Genomic DNA, 22742 nt, shown 5'->3' with positions numbered 1-22742 from the left:
ATCAGGAAGTGCTGTAACAGGAAAAGTCAGATTCCCTGTTCCCTGCCCTCATAGACAAATTTTATGGCTTACGCCACGCTACGCTATCAGCAAACCCTAAATAAAAAGATCGTAAGCTTTTTTGTCTATTATTAAAGAAATATCACATTAAGCATAATTATAATGACTCTGGATGAAACTCCCAATCACACCCATTCTACTAATCCTTTACTTACCCTCAATTATGAATCAGCCTTAGAATCTCTAGGTGATGATTACTATGATCAAGTTGTTGCGGAAGAATTTCCCCAACATATTTTACGTTGGCGCAATGACGTACTATTACCACGCTTAGGAGTTGATCCCCAAGTAGTTAAAGACGAAGATTTTATTAACGCTTTTGGTAAATTTGAGGGACGAGAACCCCTATTAGCACTACGTTATCACGGTTATCAATTTGGACAATATAACTCCCAATTAGGTGACGGTAGAGGCTTTCTCTATGGACAAGTGCGGGGTATTGATGGGGAATTATACGATTTTGGCACAAAAGGTTCGGGAAGAACCCCCTACTCTCGCGGTGGTGACGGAATGTTAACACTTAAAGGAGGAGTGCGGGAAGTTCTCGCCGCTGAAGCACTTCATAGTTTAGGCGTTCGCACTTCTCGCTGTTTAAGTATGATTGAAACGGGTTTGGGTTTGTGGCGCGGTGATGAACCTTCTCCAACTCGTTCTTCTGTCATGATTCGCATGAGTAAATCTCATATTCGTTTTGGTACTTTTGAACGATTAAACTATTTCAAACGACATGATTTAACTCAAAAACTGTTAGATCATGTAATCGAACAATATTACCCGCATTTGCAAGCTGAAAATGATAAATATGCTTTATTTTATGCCGAATTAGTGCAGCGTGTCGCCGAATTAGTAGCACAATGGATGGCAGCGGGTTTTTGTCATGCAGTTCTGAATACTGATAATATGTCAATTACCGGGGAAAGTTTTGACTATGGACCCTATGCCTTTATTCCTACTTACGATCTCCAATTTACGGCGGCATATTTCGATTATTATAAACGTTATTGTTACAGTCAGCAACCAGGGATTTGCAAATTAAATTTAGAACTTTTGCAAGAACCTTTAAAGGCGATAATTCATCAAGGTGATTTGGATATTGCTTTATCTAAGTTTGCTGAATATTACCAGGCTGAATATCGAGCTTTGATGTTGAAAAAATTGGGTTTTGAAGATTTACAATTAGCGGAAGCTGATGAATTTTTGCGGTTAACCATTACCTTTTTACATGATAGTCAAGTTGGTTATCATCAATTCTTTGCTGATATAGCTGCTACCTTTTCTAGTAAATGGCGAGATGATCCAGCTTTTGTGATGAATGGTTCAGAACTTAGCCCCGCATTAGGAAAATCAGCCACTTTTGATAATTGGTGTTTCCTCTATCATAAAATTCTCAATCATTTTGATCCTGACCAAATGGATAAAATTCACCAAACTTTGATTGAAGCTAATCCCAAAACAGCTTTATTAAGACCTGTGATTGAGTCTGTTTGGGAACAAATCACTGAAGATGATAATTGGCAACCTTTTTATGATTTAGTGGAAACACTGCAAACAGGGAAGTAATCAATCAGAATCAATCAGATCCCCGACTTCTTTAAGAAGTCGGGGATCTAAAGTTACCAAAACTATGATCAGCATTAATTTCAATTACTAAATCAACAGATGATGATTGAATTAAGGGATTAATGAATAATTCGGGATGTAAAGAACGCCAAAAATAATTTACAAATTCTTCTATTTCTGAGTCAGTCATTCCTGATTTACCAGCAGCAATCATTTGTCTTTCTGCTTGCTTGCGCCATGCTAAAGAATAACGGTAATCTGTGGGATAAAGAACTATTAAACTATCTAATCTTTCCCACAGTGGTAAATAATCTTTTAGCTGATTATTCATATCAGAGGCAAATTGTTTATCTACGTCTGTAAGAATAGGTGGTGGTGGAGTTAATAACACTTTAGGAGGAATTGGTTTTACGCCCACAAACCAGCCTTCAAACAGAACAATATCTATAGGATTTGTGATAACTTCAGAAGTAGTGCGATCGCCTGCACCCCCATGAGCGGATTTATCAAATCTAGGAACTATAACAGGACTCTTGCTTTGGTGAATCTGATCGAGTAGACTTAAACCTAGATGAATATCGTGGGTTCCGGGCGGACCACGCCAAACTAACCGGGAATCTTGCTGCATTAAAGCCAAGCGATCGCTATAAGTTTTGTATAAGTCGTCCAAAGAAAAACTTAACGTCCTGTATCCCAAATGCTGGAGAATCAAACCCAGTATGTGGGACATTGTAGTTTTACCCGTGCCTTGTGCGCCTAAAATTCCCTGGATAAAAGGTTTCCCCGACTCTTGATGCTGTGCTGCAATTTTCATTCCCAAAGGTAGCCACACATCCCACAATACCTGCAACATTCCTTGAGGATCAGTTTTTAGGCTAGTTTGACAAAATTGACTAAAATCAGGGAAAACTAACTTCAGTAAATCCCCTCTGTTTTCCATAATTTCAGCCACATGATCAGAAGTAATATTAAACACCTTAGCTCGCAAAGGATCTGCCAATGCTGCGGCTTGTGCTAATACTTGCCAAGATGTGTCCGTTGTCAAAATCTTACTCAACCATTCGCTATTCATAAAATTACGAACCCAGTTTCAAGGCTTCTAGAAATAGACTGTAGATGAAACCAACCTTGAGATAGTTGAGTGTTTCTACCCAAAATGCTTGGCGAGAAAAAAAACTGCGACTGTAAAATATCCTACTGGTAATTTCAGTTAATAGCACTAAAAATCCAGCTACTACGATGTCTAATTCTGCCTTCTGTCCAGCGGTTGTTGATACTGCTGATCCCAGAAAAAAACCAAACAAAAAACTAATTAGTAGTAATGATAACCGTCGCCAAGGATTGAGAAACCATTCACTCAAGCTTCTATAAATTGTTTCTAATAGGTTGTTCAGACGAGTATTTTGCATGAAGAGGGGAACAGTGAACAAAAATAATCACCAATCATTTGGGTTTAGCTGACAAAAAATCTTATTTCTAAATCTATATCATTATGAAAAACTTGGCTCTTCGGTATCGTAACTTCATTATCGGTTTTTCTGTATTAGGATTTATGGGGATCGTAACTGGATGCTTAGATATGAGGATATCCTTGGAGTCTACAAATCCAGAAAAAAATTCACCTGTAGTTACAAACACGGTCAATAGTGCTGATGCAATCAATTTAGATAATACACCAAGTGAATCAGTAGAATCAAGTTCACAGAAAAATCACTCTACAGTTGTAGCCTATCGGTTTGATTCGGATAGTAAAACCAAGACTGCTGGATCACTTCGCATGAGCAACAAAACTACCCAACCTGTACGTCTAGCATTATTAGCTAGACAATCATCTCAAAAAAGCGCCACTGCGAATAAATCTAAATCTGGTATTCCGGCTCATTGGGATTTTGCTCCCCAAGAAGGAAATGAGAACGGGTTAATTTTATCTTTACCTCAAGGTAATTTAAAGCTAGAGAAAGGTGATATTTTGGTGGCTTTTGCTCAAGATGGTTCTCGACGCTATTGGGGTCCCTATGTTGTGGGAGAAACTTCTTCTCCACAATGGAATTCGCAAACTCAAGAATGGCAATTGGTGTTAGAAAATAGGTGATATGGGAGGAGTCAGGAGTATGGCTAACGCCACGCTATCAGGAGGTAGGGGCGCAGGGCCTGCGCCCATTCAGCAGTATGGCTAACGCCACGCTGCGCTATCAGGAGGAAGAAGAAGTAAGAAGGAGTTGTTTGAATTTTGATAGTAAAGCTCCTCGAAAGAGGCATTTTGAATTGTAAACTGTTGTGTATTGGTAAGGACATGATTACCGTGTCTCTAAGTATGAATTCATGAGTATAAAATTGAGTGTCACCGATAAAGTGGTTGATAAGTGGTTGAATAATTTACAACAGCGTCCAGTCATACTTGTAGCTGTTTCGTCTCTGTGGTTGTTGGTGATTGGTTGGATAGCTTTTGGCTGGAATTTGGGGAATGTGGGCTTGATTGATGAAACTGAGCCGCTGTTTGCTGAAGCTTCCCGGCAAATGTTGCTAACTGGTGATTGGATTACGCCGTTTTTTAATGGTGAAACTCGCTTTGATAAACCTGCTTTGATTTATTGGTGTCAGGCGATCGCTTACTCTATTATGGGAGTAAATGAATGGGCTGTGCGTATCCCTTCAGCATTGGCAGCAATGGGCGTAATTGCTTTGGCATTTTACACTGTGCAGTGGTACTTTGCCAAAAAAGATGAATTAGAACAAGTTACTAATTTGCCTAGACGTTACTTTACAGCCGCCATTGCCGCTGCTTTAATGGCACTCAACGCAGAAATGATTGTTTGGGGCAGAGCCGGGGTTTCTGATATGTTACTCAACGGCTGTATAGGTTCAACTTTATTATGTTTTTTCCTGGGATATGCTCAGAATAATTCCCCAATCGTCACTGCTAATTGGCGACTTCCCAATAAATGGTATTTAGCCAGTTATGTCTTAATTGCTGGGGCAATATTAACTAAAGGTCCTGTAGGCATTGTCTTACCAGGACTAATTATGATTGCTTTTGCCTTGTATGTGGGGAAATTTTGGGAACTATGGCGAGAAATGCAGCCGATTTTAGGAATGGCGATAGTTTTAGTTATCTCACTTCCTTGGTATGTTTTGGTAACTTGGCGCAACGGCTGGAATTTTATTAATGCCTTTTTTATCTATCACAATATAGACCGTTTTACCGAAGTTGTTAATGGCCATTCAGCCCCTTGGTATTTTTACTTTTTAGTCGTTTTGTTGGGCTTTGCACCATATTCAGTGTACATCCCTGCGGCTCTAGTTAGAGTAAATCTTTTGCAGCGATCGCATTGGTTAAACCAAGAACGCTCCCAACAACTAGGTTTATTTACCTGTATATGGTTTCTGGGTGTGTTTGGATTTTTCACCATTTCCGTGACCAAACTGCCCAGCTATGTATTACCCTTAATGCCAGCAGCGGCGATTCTTGTGGCATTATTTTGGAGTGATCTTTTCCCCAGTTCACCTACTATTACACCAACGCCTCCCAAATTTTTACGCATCAGTGCTTGGATAAACGTAGGATTCTTGACTATTCTGGCGATCGCACTTTTCAATCTTACCCAAATTGCTGGACTTGATCCCGCTGCTCCTGAATTATATGTACAAATGGAAAGATCAGGAATCCTCAAATTTGGAGGCATAATTTGGTTATTATCCACAATTACTACCGCCATCCTCATCTTAACTCACCGTTACCAGCAGATCATTACGATTAACTTATTAGGATTTATCGCTTTTATTGCCATCGTTTTAATACCTGCTGTTTCCATCATGGATCAACAGCGTCAACTTCCTCTCAGAGAATTATCCGCCCTCATTGTTGAATCAAAACAACCCAATGAAGAATTAATTATGGTTGGATTCAAAAAACCTACCGTGACTTTCTACACGCACAAAAATGTTAATTACATCAAATTTGCTCAACAAGCTCTTGAATATATTCAAAAGCAAGCATCCCAACCAACTAAACCACCATCATTATTACTCTTAGTTGAACAGGGAAAATTTCACGAAATGGACTTACCACCGGATAACTATAAAAGTCTAGCCACCAAAGGTGCTTATCATCTTATTCGCATTCCCTTGAAAACAGCCAAACCAGAAAATATCAACCTGTCTTAAACTATGATTTTTTTGATTGATGTGATTTATGTGATGATTGATTATTGTCATCGTCACAATCAAATAAATCATAGTCTAATTTGTCAAAGATTGATTGATCTGAATTAATAACTCTTCCATTGGGATAGAACGAGGTAGTATTTGGGTAGCAATTCCTCGAACCGCAGTTTCCACAGAAGATGTATATCTTTGTTTCCGAGATTTTGCCGCATTTCCATAATTAGGTTCATTTAATTTTTGGTCAAGTACCAAAATTGGTGGCAAATTCAACTGTAAATTCCCCAATGATTCAATAGCTTTTTGTACTTCCTTATTAATTGCCGTTTCATGCAAGCAAATTAACAGTAAATCAACACTTTTATGGCTAACTTGTTGGACAACTTCCGACCAACAACTGGCAATAGAAGCTCTAAAACCAGCAGTTTGTAAATATTGAATTAAAGCTTGAAACCACTCATATCCCCGATTAATTTGCTCATCTTCAAAATTGAGAAAATAATTTTTGACTGACTGATCATCCTTAATTGGTTTGCGTTTTGATTTGGGTAAATCACTCAGCATATTTATATCTACCACTAAAATATTTATTGGGCAACAAATACCAGCAGCAATTTGTAATACAGATGACAAAGCACCTTGTTGATAATTTTGATTATTATCTTCCTGAGTCAAAGGACTTAAACAAGGAAATACAGACAATCCTGGTATTTGAGAAGCAGCTAAAGTAGTCGCAACATCACAAGTTACCAATGGTAATGTCGCCAACCTTTGGTGTTTATTTAATTGTTGTAGATAAGTGCGAGCAGTAGAAATCCCCATATCTAGCAAAATTACATCAAACTGCCAAACTCGCGCTAACAAATCTGCTTGATCTAGATCATCTACTTCAATCACCCGATGTTCTCGCAGAGAAGGATAGAGATTAATTACCTCCAATTCTGGGTGTACTAACCTAAGAATTCGCAAAGGAATATTTTGAGAATTGATACTATTATTTTCCAGTCCTGAATGCTGAAATTCGTTCGTTATTGATATTTTTTCTAATAATGATGCCAATGGTTGATGCTTAATTGGTAAACTCAAAAAACCATCAGCTTGTTTAGTAAATGCTTGCTCTTTTTCTGCCGCTGTGGCTGTGACAATAACATGAATATGACGAGTTAAAACATCATATTTCAGTAAAGTCATCAGATCCCAGCCAGAAAGTAAAGGCAGTAAAGGATTTAAAAATATCGCCTTTGGTTGTAAGCGACGAGCTTTTTCTAGTGCCTCTGTTCCTGATCTAGCAATAACAACACGATACCCTAAACCTTTGAGTTGTTCAGTTAATTCCTCAATATATTGAGCTACTGCTTCCACTACTAAAACCAATCTTTGGGAAGAACTATTGAGATTTTGAGGGGAAGGATTAATGTTATTGCCTACTTCTATCTTAGGAACTATATCTTCGGACTCATTAAAACTAGCCTTTGGTGGATTGGGAGGTAAAAGCAGCGTAAACTGACTGCCTTTACCCTCACGAGATAAGAAACTGACATCTCCACCATGCAAACGAGCTAAAGCTCTAGTTAATACTAATCCTAAACCCGTTCCTTCAAACTGACGAGTGAGAGGATTTTCTAATTGCTGGAATTTTTGAAAGATTAAATGTTGTTGTTGTTCAGGAATACCAATCCCTGTATCCCAAACAGTAAAAGCAATCCAGCCTTCCCAACGGCTTACCCGTAAACCAATTTCCCCGGATATTTCTGTGAATTTAAAGGCATTAGAAAGTAAATGTACTAACATCTGTCGCAAGCGTAATTCATCTGCCACCATTTCTTCTAAACCTGGTTCAATGGCTAGGCTAAATTGGTGATTAGATAAAGTTTGATTGTCTGGTGGGGATACTGGTTTAGCTTTGTTAGTTTGATGATGAATGTTTTTAACGTCTGAAAAAGCCCTTTCACATACTACTTGAATTTGGACTGGATTGAGGGTGAGTTCCATCTGTCCCGTTTCCATTCGCGTTAAATCTAAAATATCATTCACCACACTCATCAAATGTCTGCCACTTTGATGAATTAGTCCAGCATAACGGGCTTGACGCTCATTTAATTGTCCCAACTGTTGATCTGCCAAAAGGCGAGATAGTCCCAAAACTGCCGTTAGTGGTGTTTTTAGTTCATGACTAATGCAAGCTAAAAATTCATCTTTTAAGCGATTAAGTTGAATTAAATCAGCATTTTTTGCTGCTAATTCCTTACACAGTTGTTGTTGTTCTGTTACGTCGGTGGCTAATATTAACCATAGTTCTTCCGTAATTTCTGGTACTTCTGACTCAGAAACCCAAATTTTTAACTCGTTACTGTCTAAAGGAATTTTAGCAAACTGCCACACTCGTTCCTGACCAGTTTTAATTTCAACCACACAAGTACAAATACCCAATTGTGTATCTAAAACGCAGTGGTTGGCAGCCTCATTTACGGGTAGAGGTGATTCTTGTACAAAAGTGAAAGTTGATGGTGAGGTTCTTTGTCTATGGGTCGTGAAAGGATCGGTTTTCTGATTTTCTTGAGGATTGGCATAAATATATTTGGGAGTAAGTATAGTCTCTACCTGTTTTCTAATGCCTTCAGGGTCTTTTAATGCTCCTAGTTGTTGCTGCCAAGCGATATTTTGCGTAACCACTTCGCCTTGACTAGTCTGTAACATCATTGGCCAGGGTAATTTAGCCAATAAGTGGACTATGGATTTGTGTATGTTTGGCTGGTGTTTATTAGCTGTATGCTCGATGTTTTTTTGGTGTTGAGAAGTTTTAGTATTTGTCACATACTCATGACTTTCTTCTTTTTTGGTTGAGTTAAGGGGAATTTTCTCCTGAGATAACAATGTTAATAGGCGTAAAGTATTTAGGATTCCCAAATATTTACCATCTGAATCAACTAGCGCCCAATCTAAGTTACTTTGTTGTTGGCTTTCTTGATGCTTGAGAACCAAACTGAATTTTTCCAGATTTGCTGCTGCTGGTATGGTCTGTATTGCTTCTATGAGGGATTTATCCACCTGTGAGAGTGGTTGTTGCAAATTTAAGAGGTTATTATTAGCATCCGCTGCTAAGAATTGTGGCAGTAATTGAGCAGAATACAATACACCAATTGGACGTTGTTGGGAATTGACTATTACCAAGCGATCGCTCTGTTGTTTAACAAAAATATCCAACGCTGCTGCCAGAGTATTTGTTTCCCAGCACATTGGTACAGGTGCTATAAATTCATAAAGTGGGTACTGTAGCATTAAAATAAGTCCTCGGTGGTCTTTCTTCTTGTGATTAACTCCGGCATCACCATCAGCACTTGGTTTAGATGGTCTTCAAGCCTGAAGCAATATCCTCCAAGAATATTTAGAATGGCTACGCCACGCTATCGGCGATTCTGGTTACAATTGACAGACCTCTTCAAACTAGCTATTTAGCTATGGCTTTCGGTAACACTCCGCTATAGACATCCATTGTCTCGCAGCCAATTACCAATAATTTTTCTTAACTGGTGCAAGGTGTGAGTTTCCATCCTCAGCAAGCAACTATCTTCAGCAACTTGCTACTGGTATTGAAAGTCATCATTTTTTATAGTGACAACTACAACAATAATTATGGCTCTAAAGATTCGCTTTAGAACCTTGAGGAATTATAATGATTTAAAATGCGACAATTCTTTAAGTTCGTTTAAGTATCTTATCAATAAGTGAAATAATGTAATCTATCTGCCGCTAGATATGCTAATACACACCATCCATCAGTCATGACTCTCCCTGAGTTTAATGCGTCATCCTACTTAGAGTAGACAAGTATCATTAATTATAGACCGATGTATCTCCCGCTCAAAAATTCATGATCTATAAACAGTAGATGTTATTACCTATATTGCTTTTACAAACAAATATAAAACAAATTCTCGATAAACCATGTGCAAAAAACAAGGGCAAAGGTTTATTTTTTCAGATATGGGATTTCATTGAGGGGATAATAACTCAATACTACTGGCAGCCTATACCTAGTCAGATATACTATTTGCCCCATTTTCAGTCACAAAACCCTTATCGAAAATTAGATAATAAAGATAATAATTTCTTGGCTTTTAATAAACAAAAAAAGACCCAAACTTTTCAGGATATGACCGCTGCCGAAAAACAGGAACTTTTAGCAGCACTGAAAGCAGATTACCGTCAGATTATTATAAATTATTTTATCAGTGACAAAACATTACAAGAAAAACTTGATAAGTTTATTAATACCTTATTTTATACTAGTGTTCCCGTACCACAAATTATAGAAATGCACATGGAAATTATTGACGAATTTGCCAAGCAATTAAGAATAGAAGGCAGAAGTGATGAAACGCTACTGGATTACCGTTTAACCTTAATAGATATTTTGGCACATCTTTGCGAAGTTTATCGCTGTTCTATTGCTAAAATCATTTAAATGCCACAAAGTAGAAGTTGCACTTATATTCATGGTAAATTAATACCTGAGTGTATATGTAGTATCATAAATTTTGATCTTTTACCTCAATATTTTTAGGAGTTGATATTATGAACGAAGCTAAAAAGACCTATGTTCTCAAGCTATATGTAGCAGGAAATACCCCTAATTCAATGCGAGCTTTGAAAACACTCAAAAATATTTTAGATGAAGAATTTCAAGGAGTTTATGCTTTAAAAGTAATTGATGTCCTGAAAAACCCCCAGTTAGCCGAAGAAGATAAAATACTCGCCACACCAACACTATCAAAAATTTTGCCGCCTCCTGTGCGGAAAATTATTGGTGATTTAACGGATAGGGAAAGAGTATTAATTGGGTTGGATCTGCTTTACGAAGAATTGAATGAAGAATATGGGAAAGAATAAGACAAAATGTAGGATTTAGAAGCCAATAAGTAATAATTCTGAGTAAAGCTGTGGCGTTAGCCACTTTTTGATGGAAATTTGGGAATTTATTTACCTACAATTTGGTATATTTATTTAGTTATTAAAAATAATTAAAAACTTTCTTGATTTTAAAAACCTGGGTTGAATATCCATATTAGATGAACCATGAATAAAAAAGAGCAACCTGAACAAAAAAAAATACCTATTGGTGTCGAAAAAATTCGCACGATGATCGAAGGCTTTGACGATATCAGTCATGGCGGTTTACCTGTGGGTCGAACTACTTTAGTTAGTGGAACTTCAGGAACTGGCAAGACTCTATTATCACTGCAATTCCTTTATAATGGCATCACTTACTTCGATGAACCCGGAGTATTTGTTACCTTTGAAGAATCACCCAGTGACATTATTAAAAATGCCCATATTTTTGATTGGAATTTACAACGGTTAATTGATGAAGGTAAATTATTTATTCTCGACGCATCTCCTGACCCTGAAGGTCAAGACATAGTTGGTAATTTTGATTTATCTGCCCTGATTGAACGTTTACAATATGCCATTCGTAAATATAAAGCTAAACGGGTTTCCATTGATTCCATGACAGCCATATTTCAACAATATGAAGCTGTCGGAGTAGTGCGACGAGAAATTTTTCGGTTAGTAGCACGGCTAAAACTATTGAATGTCACCACCATCATTACCACTGAACGGGGTGAAGAATATGGACCAGTAGCATCTTTTGGAGTCGAAGAATTTGTTTCCGATAATGTAGTAATTTCTCGCAATGTTTTAGAAGGAGAACGTCGGCGGCGAACCATTGAAATTCTCAAGTTACGGGGAACAACCCACATGAAAGGTGAATATCCCTTCACAATTACTAATGAAGGAGTTAATATATTCCCCTTGGGAGCAATGCGTTTAACACAACGATCTTCTAATGTGCGGGTATCTTCTGGAGTGAAAGTTCTTGATCAAATGTGTGGTGGTGGTTTCTTTAAAGATTCGATTATTTTAGCCACAGGAGCTACAGGTACTGGTAAAACTTTATTAGTTAGTAAGTTTATTCAAGATGGCTGCATTAGTGGTGAACGAGCAATATTATTTGCCTATGAAGAATCTCGCGCCCAACTTTCCCGAAATGCCCATTCTTGGGGTATAGATTTTGAAGAATTAGAACATCAAGGATTACTGAAAATTATTTGTACCTATCCTGAATCAACTGGTTTAGAAGACCACTTACAAATTATTAAATCAGAAATCTCCCATTTTAAACCTGCTCGTATTGCCATTGATTCACTTTCTGCAATGGCTAGAGGTGTTAGTAATAATGCTTTCCGTCAGTTTGTAATTGGTGTCACAGGTTATGCTAAACAAGAAGAAATTACTGGTTTTTTTACCAATACTACAGACCAATTTCTGGGTTCTAATTCCATTACTGACTCCCATATTTCCACGATTACAGATACAATTTTGATGTTACAATATGTAGAAATTCGGGGAGAAATGTCGCGGGCAATTAACGTATTTAAAATGCGTGGCTCATGGCACGATAAGGGCATTCGTGAATATAATATTACGGCAGATGGTCCTGACATTAAAGATTCATTCCGTAATTATGAGCGGATTATCAGTGGTGCGCCTACGCGCGTTAGTATAGACGAAAAGGCAGAACTTTCTCGGATTGTCAAACGTTTTGAAGACAAACCGAGTTCTGATGTCTAACATGAGTTATCGTGCGATATTCCTGCCCAAATCTCCAGATCGTGCTATATTTTGTGTTGAAGACAAGTATTCTGCCGCTAAATTAATATTTTTTGTGTGAGGGGATGCGGTGAAAGGACAGCAATTATTCCATTGTTTCTTACCTGGTGTAACAGTAGCAGTATTAACAACCCAGCCCGCTTGGGCTACTGTTATTAAAGTGAATGAGTTACAGCTAAAGTCTACTTCTAGTGTGTTGGTTTCTACTGATAGTAGAAATTTATTCCCAGACAATAGCCTACTGCCTAAAAGTAAAGTTAATAGTAACCCAGGATTATTACCTGTTAGTTATTTTAGTCAAGGCAGTATCAAGCTTGTTGGTAACTCCACTCTACCTATAATCATGGCTGACAATGATTTCAGCACTGGGAGAGAAAAAAATTCTCCAAAATATGACAGTAGATTTGTAAGTTTTTCTGATTTATCAAATTCAAATAATAATTTACTGTTTGCGAGTAATTCTCAGTTAGGTAGTTTAAGTAACTCTGATCAGCAAGTTATCAATGGTGATGTTGAGGTATCAAAGTTACTAGAGTCTAGTAATTGTCCACAATCACAGCCCAAGAGTCAAGCAGCTTTGCTACTTACTGCTAACACCTGCTTAACTCAAAATAATAGTTTGATAGCACAAACAACTGTTCCGACTACGACAGAAACCAGTACACCTCCGACCGCAGAAAATGTCAATTCTGCACCTAGTCAACCTGTAGATTTTCCTAATGTTCCTAAGGAGTTGAATCCCAGTCCTAATCCGCTGTTATATCCAACGCAAGCAGAGGAAGTGAAGGTACAAGAAACTCAGCCAATTAGTTTGTCACAGGCACTGGAACTGGCTAAACGGAATAATAATGATTTACAGGTGTCTGTACTGCAACTGGAACGGAGTAAGTCGGTTTTGCGTGAAGCTCAAGCGGCTTTAATGCCCAGCGTTGATTTGAATGGTGATGTGACCAATAGTCGTAGTGTTGGTGACACACTAGCTGTTAAAAGACAACGGAATAATGGATTAACCGTAGATGATGCTCCATCTAATACGGTATTTAGCGGTACTGCACAGATAAAATATGATCTCTACACTTCTGGTAGACGTAATGCAGCGATTAAAGAGGCGCAAGAAAGGATACGAGTGCAAGAGTTAGATGTAGAAAGGCAATCTGAGGAAATTCGCCTGAATGTGGCTAGGGCATATTATGATTTGCAACAAGCTGATGAAAATGTGAGAATTTCTCAGTCAGCGGTTACAAATGCTCAGGCGAGTTTGAAGGATGCAGTGGCTTTAGAACGAGCGGGTGTTGGTACTCGTTTCGATGTGTTGCGATCGCAGGTAAATTTAGCTAACTCCCAACAGGACTTAACTAGTGCCTTTTCTCAACAACAAATTGCCCGCCGTAAGTTAGCACCACTGTTGAATTTATCCCAATCAGCGAGTATTAGTGCGGGTGATCCTGTGAAATTGGCAGGTTTATGGCAACATCCACTAGAACAAAGCATCGTTTTAGCTTATCAAAATCGTCCTGAACTACAACAGAACTTAGCACAGCGTAATATCAGCGAGGCTCAAAGAAAACAAGCATTAGCAGCTTTGGGTCCCCAGGTAAGTTTGGTGGGTAGATATAACTTGTTGGATCAGTTTGATGATGACACAAGCGTGAGTGATGGTTATTCTTTGGGAGTACAAGCCACCTTCAGTTTATATGATGGTGGGGCAGCAAAAGCCAGAGCAGCCCAATCTAAGACCAATATTGCGATCGCTGAAACTCAATTTTCTGAACAGCGTAACCAAATCCGCTTTCAGGTAGAACAAGCATACTCTACCCAGGCTTCAAACTTAGAAAATGTGCAAACTTCTAATGTGGCTTTAGAACAAGCTAAAGAATCTTTGCGGTTAGCGCGGTTAAGATTCCAGGCAGGTGTCGGGACTCAAACTGATGTAATTAACGCATTAAACGATCTCACCCGTTCTGAAGGTAATCGCGTCAAAGCAATCTTAGATTACAACCGTGCTTTAACAGAATTGCAAAGATATGTTACCACTAGGGGTTTGAATCAGTTACAGGAATCAGGGGTCAAGTAAGAGGTAGGGGAGGTAGGGGAGGTAGGGGAGGTGGGGGAGGTGGGGGAGGTAGGGGAGGTGGGGGAGGTGGGGGAGGTAGGGGAGGTGGGGGAGGTAGGGGAGGTGGGGGAGGTAGGGGAGGTAGGGGAGGAAATTCTTCACCAATCACCAATCCCCAATCACCAATCCTCAATCCCCAGTCACCAATGCTGTAAAATAGTTTTCAAATCCTGGTCTAGTCAAAAACTCATGACTACAGTTACATCACAAGAGATTGCAAAATTTCGTTCTCATTTAGCAGATGATCCGCAAGCAATGGAAGCATTAGACTTGATAGAGGATTGCGATGGAGATTTAGAAGATGCGGTAATGACTCTGGCTATTCGGGCTGGACAAGAACCAGAACAAACTAATTCCGACTGGTTGGATGCTTTAGCCAAAAAGTGGCGGGCGGTAATTTGTGAACAAGAATATCGAGAAAACTTGTTAAATGGGTCAATTCAAGGGATGATAGTACATCTAAGGACAATACCGAGTTTTCCCAAAAGTCTGGCTACACCGGTTTTAATTTATATTCTTAAACAAGGTGTGAATAATTTTTGTGAGCCTTTGGATTTGCTAAAGTCACATTAATCCTGAGTTTTAAAATTGATGAATTATCTTGTTGCTGTATTATCAGATCGCATCCAGGCTGAAGCCGCTGATTTAGCTTTAGAAAGAGAAGGGATAAATGGCACTATTCTTGGTAGGGGCTATAAAAGTGCTGATGAGTTTGGTTTAATTGATCCCAAAGAACAAGCGAAAAAACAAGTTAAGCTAATGGCGATTTGGTTAGTACCATTTGGCTTTTTCTCCGGTTTTACCTTCAGTTTGATTACCGGTTTGGATACCTTCGCATGGGCTGGGGAAATTGGAAATCATGTAATTGGCGGCATTCTGGGCGCTGGTAGTGGTGCAATGGGTAGCGTATTTGTAGGTGGTGGAGTGGGTTTATTTGAGGGTGGTGGTGATGCTTTACCCTATCGCAATCGTTTAGATGCAGGTAAGTATTTAATTGTGGTACAGGGTTCGGAAACTCTGACTCGTCAAGCTACTCGCATTCTCCGCCAGTTTGAACCAGAAAATATTCAAGGTTATGCGGAAAATAATTAGTAGATACCAGATCCCCGACTTCTCAAAGAAGTCGGGGATCTATCTCCTCCTGCTCCCTGTCACTCCTATAATTCCATGCTACCTAGAGAAGAACTTTTAAAAGGTGTTGAAAACCGCGATACTGTCGCCCGTGTAATTGATCAAGCAGATCAGGCTATAAAGACGTGGGAAGTAGTATTTACAGATTTTTTGTCTCCGCCGGAGTTGGCGGAAATTCAACGGGTATTTAGCCGCTTGACGGAGGTGCATTCGGTAGCGTGGGGTGGATATCCACAGGCGGAAAGACAAAGGTTAGCGATCGCTCGTGCTGATTTACCATTAGATCAGTCTGAAGTGGCGATTGTGGCTTTAGAAATTGCTGGTAATTTCTTGTTTGATACAGCAAATCACCGGGATTTTTTAGGCGCAATGCTGGGAACGGGGATTGTGCGTGAAAAAACCGGAGATGTGATTGTATTGGGGGAAAGAGGGGCGCAGGTGATTGTTGTGCCTGAATTGGTAGAATTTTTAGAGATGAGTTTACAACAGGTGCGTTCTGTGCCAGTGAAAACTCGACGCATTGAGATTAATGAGTTAAAAATCCGTGAACCGAAGAAGAAGGAAATGACGACGGTGGAGGCTTCTTTGCGGTTAGATGCAGTGGCTTCGGCTGGGTTTGGGATGTCCCGGAGTAAGATGGTAGATTTGATAGACTCTAATGATGTGCGTGTCAATTGGAAGGAAGTCACCCAAGCCAGTTCTCACGTTAAAACAGGGGATTTAATCGCTATTCGGGGAAAAGGGCGGTTGGAAGTTGGGGAAATTGCGGTGACGAAAAAGGATCGCTATCGGGTGCAGTTGACTAGATATATGTAGGATAAAATTTTGGTTTTACGGGTTGACAGATTATGTTTTATGTGATAGATTGTTAATCTGTGTTGATTACGGACGGTTAGCTCAGGTGGTTAGAGTACATCGTTGACATCGATGGGGTCGTTGGTTCGAGTCCAATACCGTCCATATTTTTATCTCTCATCTGTACTTTTCTTTTCTGCTATTCTCAATTTAGCAGAACGGGAACGGGGGTTTTCTTTTATTTCTTCTTCTGTGGCAATTATGGGTTTTTTTGTCAATACTCGCAATGAGGGGGAATTTCTCAAACCATGTTTAACTGGTCTATCTTCTAAACTGTGAAAACTGATTATGGCTATTCTTCCTTCAGGAATTAGCGCGTGAGGTGCTTTTTCTATTAAGGTTTCCAGGACTTTTAATTCGTCATTGACAGCAATTCGCAAAGCTTGAAAAACACGGGTTGCGGGGTGAATTCTCCCATGACGATATTTAGGAGGGACGGAGTAGGCGATCGCATTGGCTAATTCTGTAGTAGTGTTAAATGGGCGTTTTTCAACTATTCTTCTAGCTATTCTGCGAGAAAGTCTCTCTTCACCGTATTTAAAGAAAATATCCGCCAATTCTTTTTCACCCCATTCATTGATAATATCTCCAGCGGTAAGGGATTGTTGCTGGTTCATTCGCATATCTAAATTTGCGGTATTTCTAAAACTAAAACCACGTTCTGGGTTATCTAAATGATAGGAACTTACTCCCAAATCGGCTAAAATTCCATGATAGGTATTTTCTGGAAATTGGTAATTAGCAAAGTTGCTATGAATAAATTTGACTCTATTTCCAAATTCTGCTAGATTCTCTTTTGCTGCATTTAAAGCATCTTCATCTTGGTCAAGTGCGGTAATTTTCACATCTTCAGCAGTTGCTAATATTAACCGACTGTGACCACCACCACCAACGGTTAAATCTAAATAATGTCCACCAGGTTGGATATTCAAACCTGTAATCACTTCTTGACTGAGAACAGGAATATGGGAAAATGTAACTTCTTCTAAATCTATGGGTGTTTGTGAATCTGATTTCATTATAAAATTCTTAGTAATAGGAATTAAACATTAATAAAACTTATGTACAAATAAGGGAAAAATAAACCACGAAGAAGCGAAGGACACGAATTAAAGAGGGTTTGAGAGATTTTTTGCATAAGTCTTGATAATTAGGAAGCAAGTTTAGCATTGATAAAACTGAAGATTTTTTCTAATTCCAATAAACCAGACAATTCTGCTTGTTCATCTGAATTAAGTAGATTTTCTTTATTCTTTTCTAAGAGTTCTTATAAAATAAGTTGTAACTCTTCAGTAAAAGAAAAAGGACAAAATTGATCTGAAAGATTCAGGTTTATTCCATTTGGTAGCCAAGATGAGGGTTGTTTCATTAATTCTTTCATAAATATCTCCTTAATTGACAATTTTGCTTAACTAAGTTTAGATAATACTTTTGATTTATTAAAATGTAAGTGCTTTTTGCTTTTCAATGACAGAATTAAAATCAATTCCCTTCCAATCTTTAAATAATTTAGCAATTTGTTCAGGTGTTGTAAAATTGTCTGTAAAATATTCAAACTTACCACTATCAATATTTAGGAAAAAATTCAAAAAGCCACAATGATCTTTTACACCAAAACCAAGAGAACAATCAACGCGCCAATTATCTATACTTGTTCCATATTCATTAATAATGGCACAGATTTTTTCAATTTTAATAGAATATTTTTGGCATAATTCTAGTAATTCAGAAAGATTTTTACCAATTTCACAAAATAACTCTATTGCTTGATAGGTTGAATTGGTAGGACGATATTTAAAATCAATTAATGATTCACAAATATCTAAAGCTTCCAAAAATTTTTGTTCAGATGTTTTGTTCATTATAAATATCGAGAATATTGATCATATTTTGAACAAGCGGCGGTTAGAAACCGCATCTACACAGACGAAACCCACCTTCGTGGGTTCTTAATTTAGTCCGCAAAGGCGGACTTTGCTTGTGTAGCCGCGAATTCCATTCGCCGGGATTTTATTAATCTTATTCTAACGGAAAACCGCCATATTTTTCAATTATTTGATCAACATCTTCCATAATCTTTACAGTTTCCGATATGATGGAAATTATATTTTGATAATGGCTAATATCATCAAAATTCAATTGTCTCCCTTTTCTATCTTTCAGCCATTTTTGACAAACTTGATAACCTCCAATATAAAAATTCCAAATTTGCGAGGGAACTTGATCAAAATACTGTTCGGAATTTATCCAAATTTGTTGATGATTTTCATTATATTTGACTTGTTCGACAAGATCAGAACCAGGAATAGCATAAATAGAAATTTCTGTTGCTGTTGCTTTCATTAAAACCCGTTTCCGGTACTCGATGTTGAGCGAAACGGATAAACTTTACATAATCATCTAATAATCCTTTGGGGTTTCTTTCTCCTCTTTAGCTTCAATATGACCAACATCTAAAACACCATTCTTTACCAAAAAATCCGGCGCACCGCAAGCGATTCTTTCCGGTTCATTAATAGCTTGAATACCAGAATCTAAAGACTCCATTAACTTCCTCAAAGCTGGACGATAACTATGCTCAGTAGCATTTTGTCCTTGATAAACTTGATTAACTTCCTGAAAATAAACTTGCAAATAATTCATAACTAAATCACACCCCTTAAAAACTCTGCTTCTCTTACTTTGCGCCTTTGCGCCTTTGCGTGAGCTAAAATTTAACTATAGATATTAATTAGAGTAATTATAAATTAAATCTATCTTGCCACGAAGACAAAATCAGCAAAATCACCAAGCCATTGATACAATTATAGTTTAGTCATCTGCACCGGGAAGATTTTTCCCATTCCCACAACCCCAGGTACATGAAAAAAATCCAGATTCTCAATCCCTTATATATCAGGCTTACCTATAATAATTGAAGAAGCTGCACAAAATAAAACATCAAGTACAAAACCGACTCTGCTATTCTCTCTCCAACGTCACCTGTAGAGATAACCTAGAAATTATCCCTATAAGCTAAATTTTGGCAGACAATAACAATCGTGGCAGGTTAATCTTAGCGGGTCAATTTACAACATCCACAACGGGAGAACAGCAAAATCTATGAGTAGAATCGAAACCCGCACTGAACCGATGGTGCTAAATATGGGTCCTCATCACCCATCAATGCACGGAGTCCTACGTTTAATCATGACCCTAGATGGTGAAGATGTCGTTGACTGCGAACCAGTTATTGGCTATCTACACCGGGGAATGGAGAAAATTGCCGAAAACCGTTCTACAATCATGTATGTCCCCTACGTTAGCCGTTGGGACTACGCTGCGGGGATGTTTAATGAAGCGGTGACAGTTAACGCACCGGAAAAATTAGCGGGTATCACCGTTCCTAAACGTGCCAGCTATATTCGCGTGATTATGCTGGAATTAAACCGCATTGCGAACCACCTATTATGGTTTGGTCCATTCTTGGCTGACGTAGGCGCACAAACACCCTTTTTCTACCAATTCCGGGAACGGGAAATGATTTATGATCTGTGGGAAGCTGCAACTGGCTACCGCATGGTTAATCATAATTATTTCCGAGTTGGTGGTGTAGCTGCGGATTTACCTTATGGTTGGGTAGATAAGTGTTTAGATTTCTGTGACTACTTTATTCCCAAAGTGGATGAATATGAACGCTTAGTTACTAATAACCCGATTTTCCGCCGCCGGATTGAGGGTTTGGGAACTATTAGCCGTGAAGAAGCGATTAACTGGGGACTTTCTGGACCAATGTTACGGGCTTCTGGGGTAAAATGGGATTTACGAAAAGTTGACCACTACGAGTGTTACGATGATTTCGATTGGGATGTTCAGTGGGAAACTGTTGGTGATTGTCTTGCACGTTACATGGTACGGATGCGAGAAATGCGCGAGTCTGTTAAAATAGTTCGGCAAGCGATCGCTGGATTACCCGGTGGACCCTACGAAAACCTAGAAGCCAAGCGGTTAATGGCTGGGAAAAAATCCGAGTGGGATGCTTTTGATTACCAATTCGTTGCTAAAAAAGTTTCTCCTACTTTCAAAGTTCCCAAGGGTGAAATCTACTCCCGTGTTGAAAGTGGTAAGGGAGAATTAGGAATTTATTTAGTAGGTGATAATAATGTTTTCCCCTGGCGCTGGAAAATTCGCGCCGCAGATTTCAACAACCTACAAATTCTACCTCATTTACTCCGAGGAATGAAAGTAGCAGATATTGTTGTTATTCTCGGTAGTATTGACGTAATTATGGGTTCTGTTGATAGATAATCAATCTTGATACTCCAGGACAAGGACTTCAATGTGTATCTTCTGGAATTCTTGTAGAGACGTTCCATGGAACGTCTCTACATTACCTGCCACCTAATGTCTAATTGGCTACGAATTTTCAATTTTTAATTGTTGAAGGTGGGGTTTGATTTTGGAATAAAGGGCGCACAATTAAATACCCAGCGGCAAAACCAGTTATCATAATGAATATAATGGTTATTGCCAGCCACCAACCATTTAAGCCTTTACCCTCAGACTTAGATTGGGGATAGTAGTTAACTTTCTGTTCTTCTATAAATACTGTTTCTGATACTGGTAAGTTTATATTTATCCTTGGTGCAGTAGACTCCTGATGACGGTTTTCAGAAGGGGTAGGTTTTGTTGATGTTTTTGGTCGGGGACGATTTGTTGGCTGACGCGGAGATTCTGCGGTAATAGTTGGTTTAGATGTGTGTTTTACCTCCTGATGATAATGAGGTGTCGGCTGAGGCTGAGGTGGGTAATTAACTTCATGATCAGATAGAGATGGTGCGGGAGAACTGGGTGATGGTGTACTAACTAGCTTTTGCAGTTCTAAGCAAGACTGAATCACCTTAGTAATTTCTTGCCGCAGTTGTTGATTTTCTTGGACTAATTTCTGATTATGACTGGTAATGACATCCAATTTAGATTGGACTGCTTGTAACTCCGCTGTCAACTCTCGATAAACGCAGAGGGGAACAGAAGGGGGGTAGTTATTAGTTGGTTGGCTATAGTGAGATCCTGTAGTTGTTTTCATGGAGATTTTAGTATCAAAATACGGTAGTTAGAGTAAGGGTACGCAAAACCAGAATATGATTATTTATGAGATTATGCCCAAGAATCATAGAAAAATGCACAAAAGGCAAAGATGGGGAAAAATATCAGGAGTCGAGAATGAAAAAAGAAGCAAGAAGGGTTAAATAATTAAAACTACCAGTATATTAACTGATTTTATGTAATTAATACAACGATTAATAAATAAATTTATTTGATCAATAATGGGAAAAAGTGTCCCACTGGTCCTTGTCCTTTGCCAATATCTAAGGAATAGGTAAGGGCATTTGTCACATATTCCTTGGCTATTTGCACTGATGTCCATAGGTCTTTACCTAAAGCTAGATTAGCAGCGATCGCCGCTGATAGAGTACAACCTGTACCATGAGTATTTTTTGTCTCTACCTGTTTCGTTGTCAAAATCTCCAATTGTTCCCCATCAAACCAAACATCAACACCCCGCAAATTCCCATACATTCCCCCACCCTTGACTAAAACAGCCTTAACTCCCAATTCCCTGTGGATAATTTCCGCTGCTGCTTGCATATCTGCTAAAGAAGTAATTTCTAACCCGCTTAAAATCTGCGCTTCATAACGATTTGGGGTAATAATAGCTGCTAAGGGAATTAGAGTATTCCGCAGGGTTTGTATGGCATCATCATCAATTAATTGCGCTCTTGTGCGTGATACCATCACAGGATCAACCACTAGATTCTCAATTTTATAAGCTGTTATTTGCTGGGCTACAGCCAAAATAATTTCTTGATTGAGTAACATTCCCGTTTTTGCAGCCTGTACACCAATGTCCTCTACAACCGCCTGAATTTGAGCGATAATAGACTGGGGAGCGATCGCATCAACCCTACTAACTCCCACAGTATTTTGGGCTGTAATGCAGGTAATAGCACTTGTTCCGTGAACACAGTGAAAAGCAAAAGTCCGTAAATCAGTTTGAATTCCTGCACCCCCACCACTATCAGAACCAGCAATAGTTAAAGCCACAGGCACGAAAGTTTTGTTTATTGTCATAATAGAGTTTAATTAACCATCTTTTTAAGATCATATTATCAATTACTTAAATAAAAAATAAAAATTGTAGGTTGGGTTG

20 protein-coding genes and 1 tRNA gene are annotated in these 22742 nt (G+C 38.6%); 12 read left to right on the top strand and 9 right to left on the bottom strand.

The window, feature by feature from the left end; genetic code table 11:
* The first annotated feature begins 162 nt into the window (after positions 1-162).
* Complete coding sequence (locus AA650_RS09940) at positions 163-1620, top strand: protein adenylyltransferase SelO (protein ID WP_053538897.1); 1458 nt, start codon at positions 163-165, stop codon at positions 1618-1620.
* 31 nt (positions 1621-1651) lie between these two features.
* Here AA650_RS09940 and AA650_RS09935 read toward each other — a convergent pair whose 3' ends face one another.
* Positions 1652-2692, bottom strand: coding sequence for a glycerate kinase (locus AA650_RS09935; RefSeq protein ID WP_053538896.1), 1041 nt, complete (start codon positions 2690-2692; stop codon positions 1652-1654).
* A 4-nt stretch (positions 2693-2696) separates the two neighbouring features.
* Complete coding sequence (locus AA650_RS09930) at positions 2697-3029, bottom strand: DUF565 domain-containing protein (RefSeq protein ID WP_053538895.1); 333 nt, start codon at positions 3027-3029, stop codon at positions 2697-2699.
* Positions 3030-3112: 83 nt separating this feature from the next.
* Here AA650_RS09930 and AA650_RS09925 point away from each other — a divergent pair, with 83 nt between their 5' ends.
* Both AA650_RS09925 and AA650_RS09920 read left to right on the top strand, forming a co-directional pair.
* On the top strand, positions 3113-3712 hold the full coding sequence (locus AA650_RS09925; RefSeq protein WP_053538894.1) for a hypothetical protein: 600 nt from the start codon (positions 3113-3115) through the stop codon (positions 3710-3712).
* A gap of 230 nt (positions 3713-3942) precedes the next feature.
* A complete protein-coding gene (locus AA650_RS09920; RefSeq protein ID WP_053538893.1) occupies positions 3943-5784 on the top strand; it encodes an ArnT family glycosyltransferase in 1842 nt (613 codons plus the stop codon).
* Between the two features lie 75 nt (positions 5785-5859).
* On the opposite strand, the gene AA650_RS09915 is transcribed toward AA650_RS09920, so the two are convergent.
* Positions 5860-9060, bottom strand: a complete 3201-nt coding sequence (locus tag AA650_RS09915; RefSeq protein ID WP_053538892.1) for an ATP-binding protein — start codon at positions 9058-9060, stop codon at positions 5860-5862.
* 610 nt (positions 9061-9670) lie between these two features.
* On the opposite strand from AA650_RS09915, the gene AA650_RS09910 reads away from it, so the two are divergent.
* From AA650_RS09910 to AA650_RS09870, 8 genes are all read left to right on the top strand, one after another.
* The gene (locus AA650_RS09910; RefSeq protein WP_053538891.1) at positions 9671-10246 is read left to right on the top strand and encodes a KaiA family protein; all 576 of its coding nucleotides are present in this window, start codon (positions 9671-9673) and stop codon (positions 10244-10246) included.
* 110 nt (positions 10247-10356) lie between these two features.
* Positions 10357-10671, top strand: a complete 315-nt coding sequence (gene kaiB / locus AA650_RS09905) for a circadian clock protein KaiB (protein ID WP_039201202.1) — start codon at positions 10357-10359, stop codon at positions 10669-10671.
* Positions 10672-10857: 186 nt separating this feature from the next.
* Positions 10858-12414 carry a circadian clock protein KaiC gene (gene kaiC / locus AA650_RS09900; protein ID WP_027401467.1) on the top strand — a complete coding sequence of 519 codons (1557 nt, stop codon included), beginning with the start codon at positions 10858-10860 and terminating at the stop codon, positions 12412-12414.
* Positions 12415-12523: 109 nt separating this feature from the next.
* Positions 12524-14527, top strand: a complete 2004-nt coding sequence (locus AA650_RS09895) for a TolC family protein (RefSeq protein WP_053538890.1) — start codon at positions 12524-12526, stop codon at positions 14525-14527.
* A gap of 228 nt (positions 14528-14755) precedes the next feature.
* Complete coding sequence (locus AA650_RS09885; protein WP_053538888.1) at positions 14756-15139, top strand: hypothetical protein; 384 nt, start codon at positions 14756-14758, stop codon at positions 15137-15139.
* 18 nt (positions 15140-15157) lie between these two features.
* On the top strand, positions 15158-15658 hold the full coding sequence (locus AA650_RS09880; RefSeq protein WP_053538887.1) for a hypothetical protein: 501 nt from the start codon (positions 15158-15160) through the stop codon (positions 15656-15658).
* Positions 15659-15733: 75 nt separating this feature from the next.
* Positions 15734-16513 carry a photosystem II S4 domain protein gene (locus tag AA650_RS09875; RefSeq protein WP_027401464.1) on the top strand — a complete coding sequence of 260 codons (780 nt, stop codon included), beginning with the start codon at positions 15734-15736 and terminating at the stop codon, positions 16511-16513.
* A gap of 70 nt (positions 16514-16583) precedes the next feature.
* Positions 16584-16657: transfer RNA gene (locus AA650_RS09870), tRNA-Val, on the top strand.
* A 5-nt stretch (positions 16658-16662) separates the two neighbouring features.
* On the opposite strand, the gene rsmH is transcribed toward AA650_RS09870, so the two are convergent.
* From rsmH to AA650_RS09845, 4 genes are all read right to left on the bottom strand, one after another.
* The gene (gene rsmH, locus AA650_RS09865) at positions 16663-17571 is read right to left on the bottom strand and encodes a 16S rRNA (cytosine(1402)-N(4))-methyltransferase RsmH (protein ID WP_053538886.1); all 909 of its coding nucleotides are present in this window, start codon (positions 17569-17571) and stop codon (positions 16663-16665) included.
* 420 nt (positions 17572-17991) lie between these two features.
* Complete coding sequence (locus AA650_RS09855; protein ID WP_053538885.1) at positions 17992-18414, bottom strand: hypothetical protein; 423 nt, start codon at positions 18412-18414, stop codon at positions 17992-17994.
* A gap of 157 nt (positions 18415-18571) precedes the next feature.
* On the bottom strand, positions 18572-18895 hold the full coding sequence (locus AA650_RS09850; RefSeq protein WP_053538884.1) for a type ISP restriction/modification enzyme: 324 nt from the start codon (positions 18893-18895) through the stop codon (positions 18572-18574).
* A 57-nt stretch (positions 18896-18952) separates the two neighbouring features.
* Positions 18953-19195 carry a hypothetical protein gene (locus tag AA650_RS09845; protein WP_053538883.1) on the bottom strand — a complete coding sequence of 81 codons (243 nt, stop codon included), beginning with the start codon at positions 19193-19195 and terminating at the stop codon, positions 18953-18955.
* Between the two features lie 459 nt (positions 19196-19654).
* On the opposite strand from AA650_RS09845, the gene AA650_RS09840 reads away from it, so the two are divergent.
* The gene (locus AA650_RS09840; RefSeq protein WP_053538882.1) at positions 19655-20839 is read left to right on the top strand and encodes an NAD(P)H-quinone oxidoreductase subunit H; all 1185 of its coding nucleotides are present in this window, start codon (positions 19655-19657) and stop codon (positions 20837-20839) included.
* Between the two features lie 118 nt (positions 20840-20957).
* Here AA650_RS09840 and AA650_RS09835 read toward each other — a convergent pair whose 3' ends face one another.
* The gene (locus AA650_RS09835) at positions 20958-21617 is read right to left on the bottom strand and encodes a hypothetical protein (RefSeq protein WP_053538881.1); all 660 of its coding nucleotides are present in this window, start codon (positions 21615-21617) and stop codon (positions 20958-20960) included.
* Positions 21618-21844: 227 nt separating this feature from the next.
* Entirely contained in the window at positions 21845-22663 is an 819-nt protein-coding gene (gene thiD / locus AA650_RS09830) for a bifunctional hydroxymethylpyrimidine kinase/phosphomethylpyrimidine kinase (RefSeq protein ID WP_053538880.1), read from the bottom strand.
* Positions 22664-22742: the final 79 nt, after the last annotated feature.

Source organism: Anabaena sp. WA102 (genome assembly GCF_001277295.1).
GTDB lineage: Bacteria > Cyanobacteriota > Cyanobacteriia > Cyanobacteriales > Nostocaceae > Dolichospermum > Dolichospermum heterosporum.
Note: the sequence above shows the minus strand (reverse complement) of the source record. Positions and strands in the feature narration are given on the sequence as shown.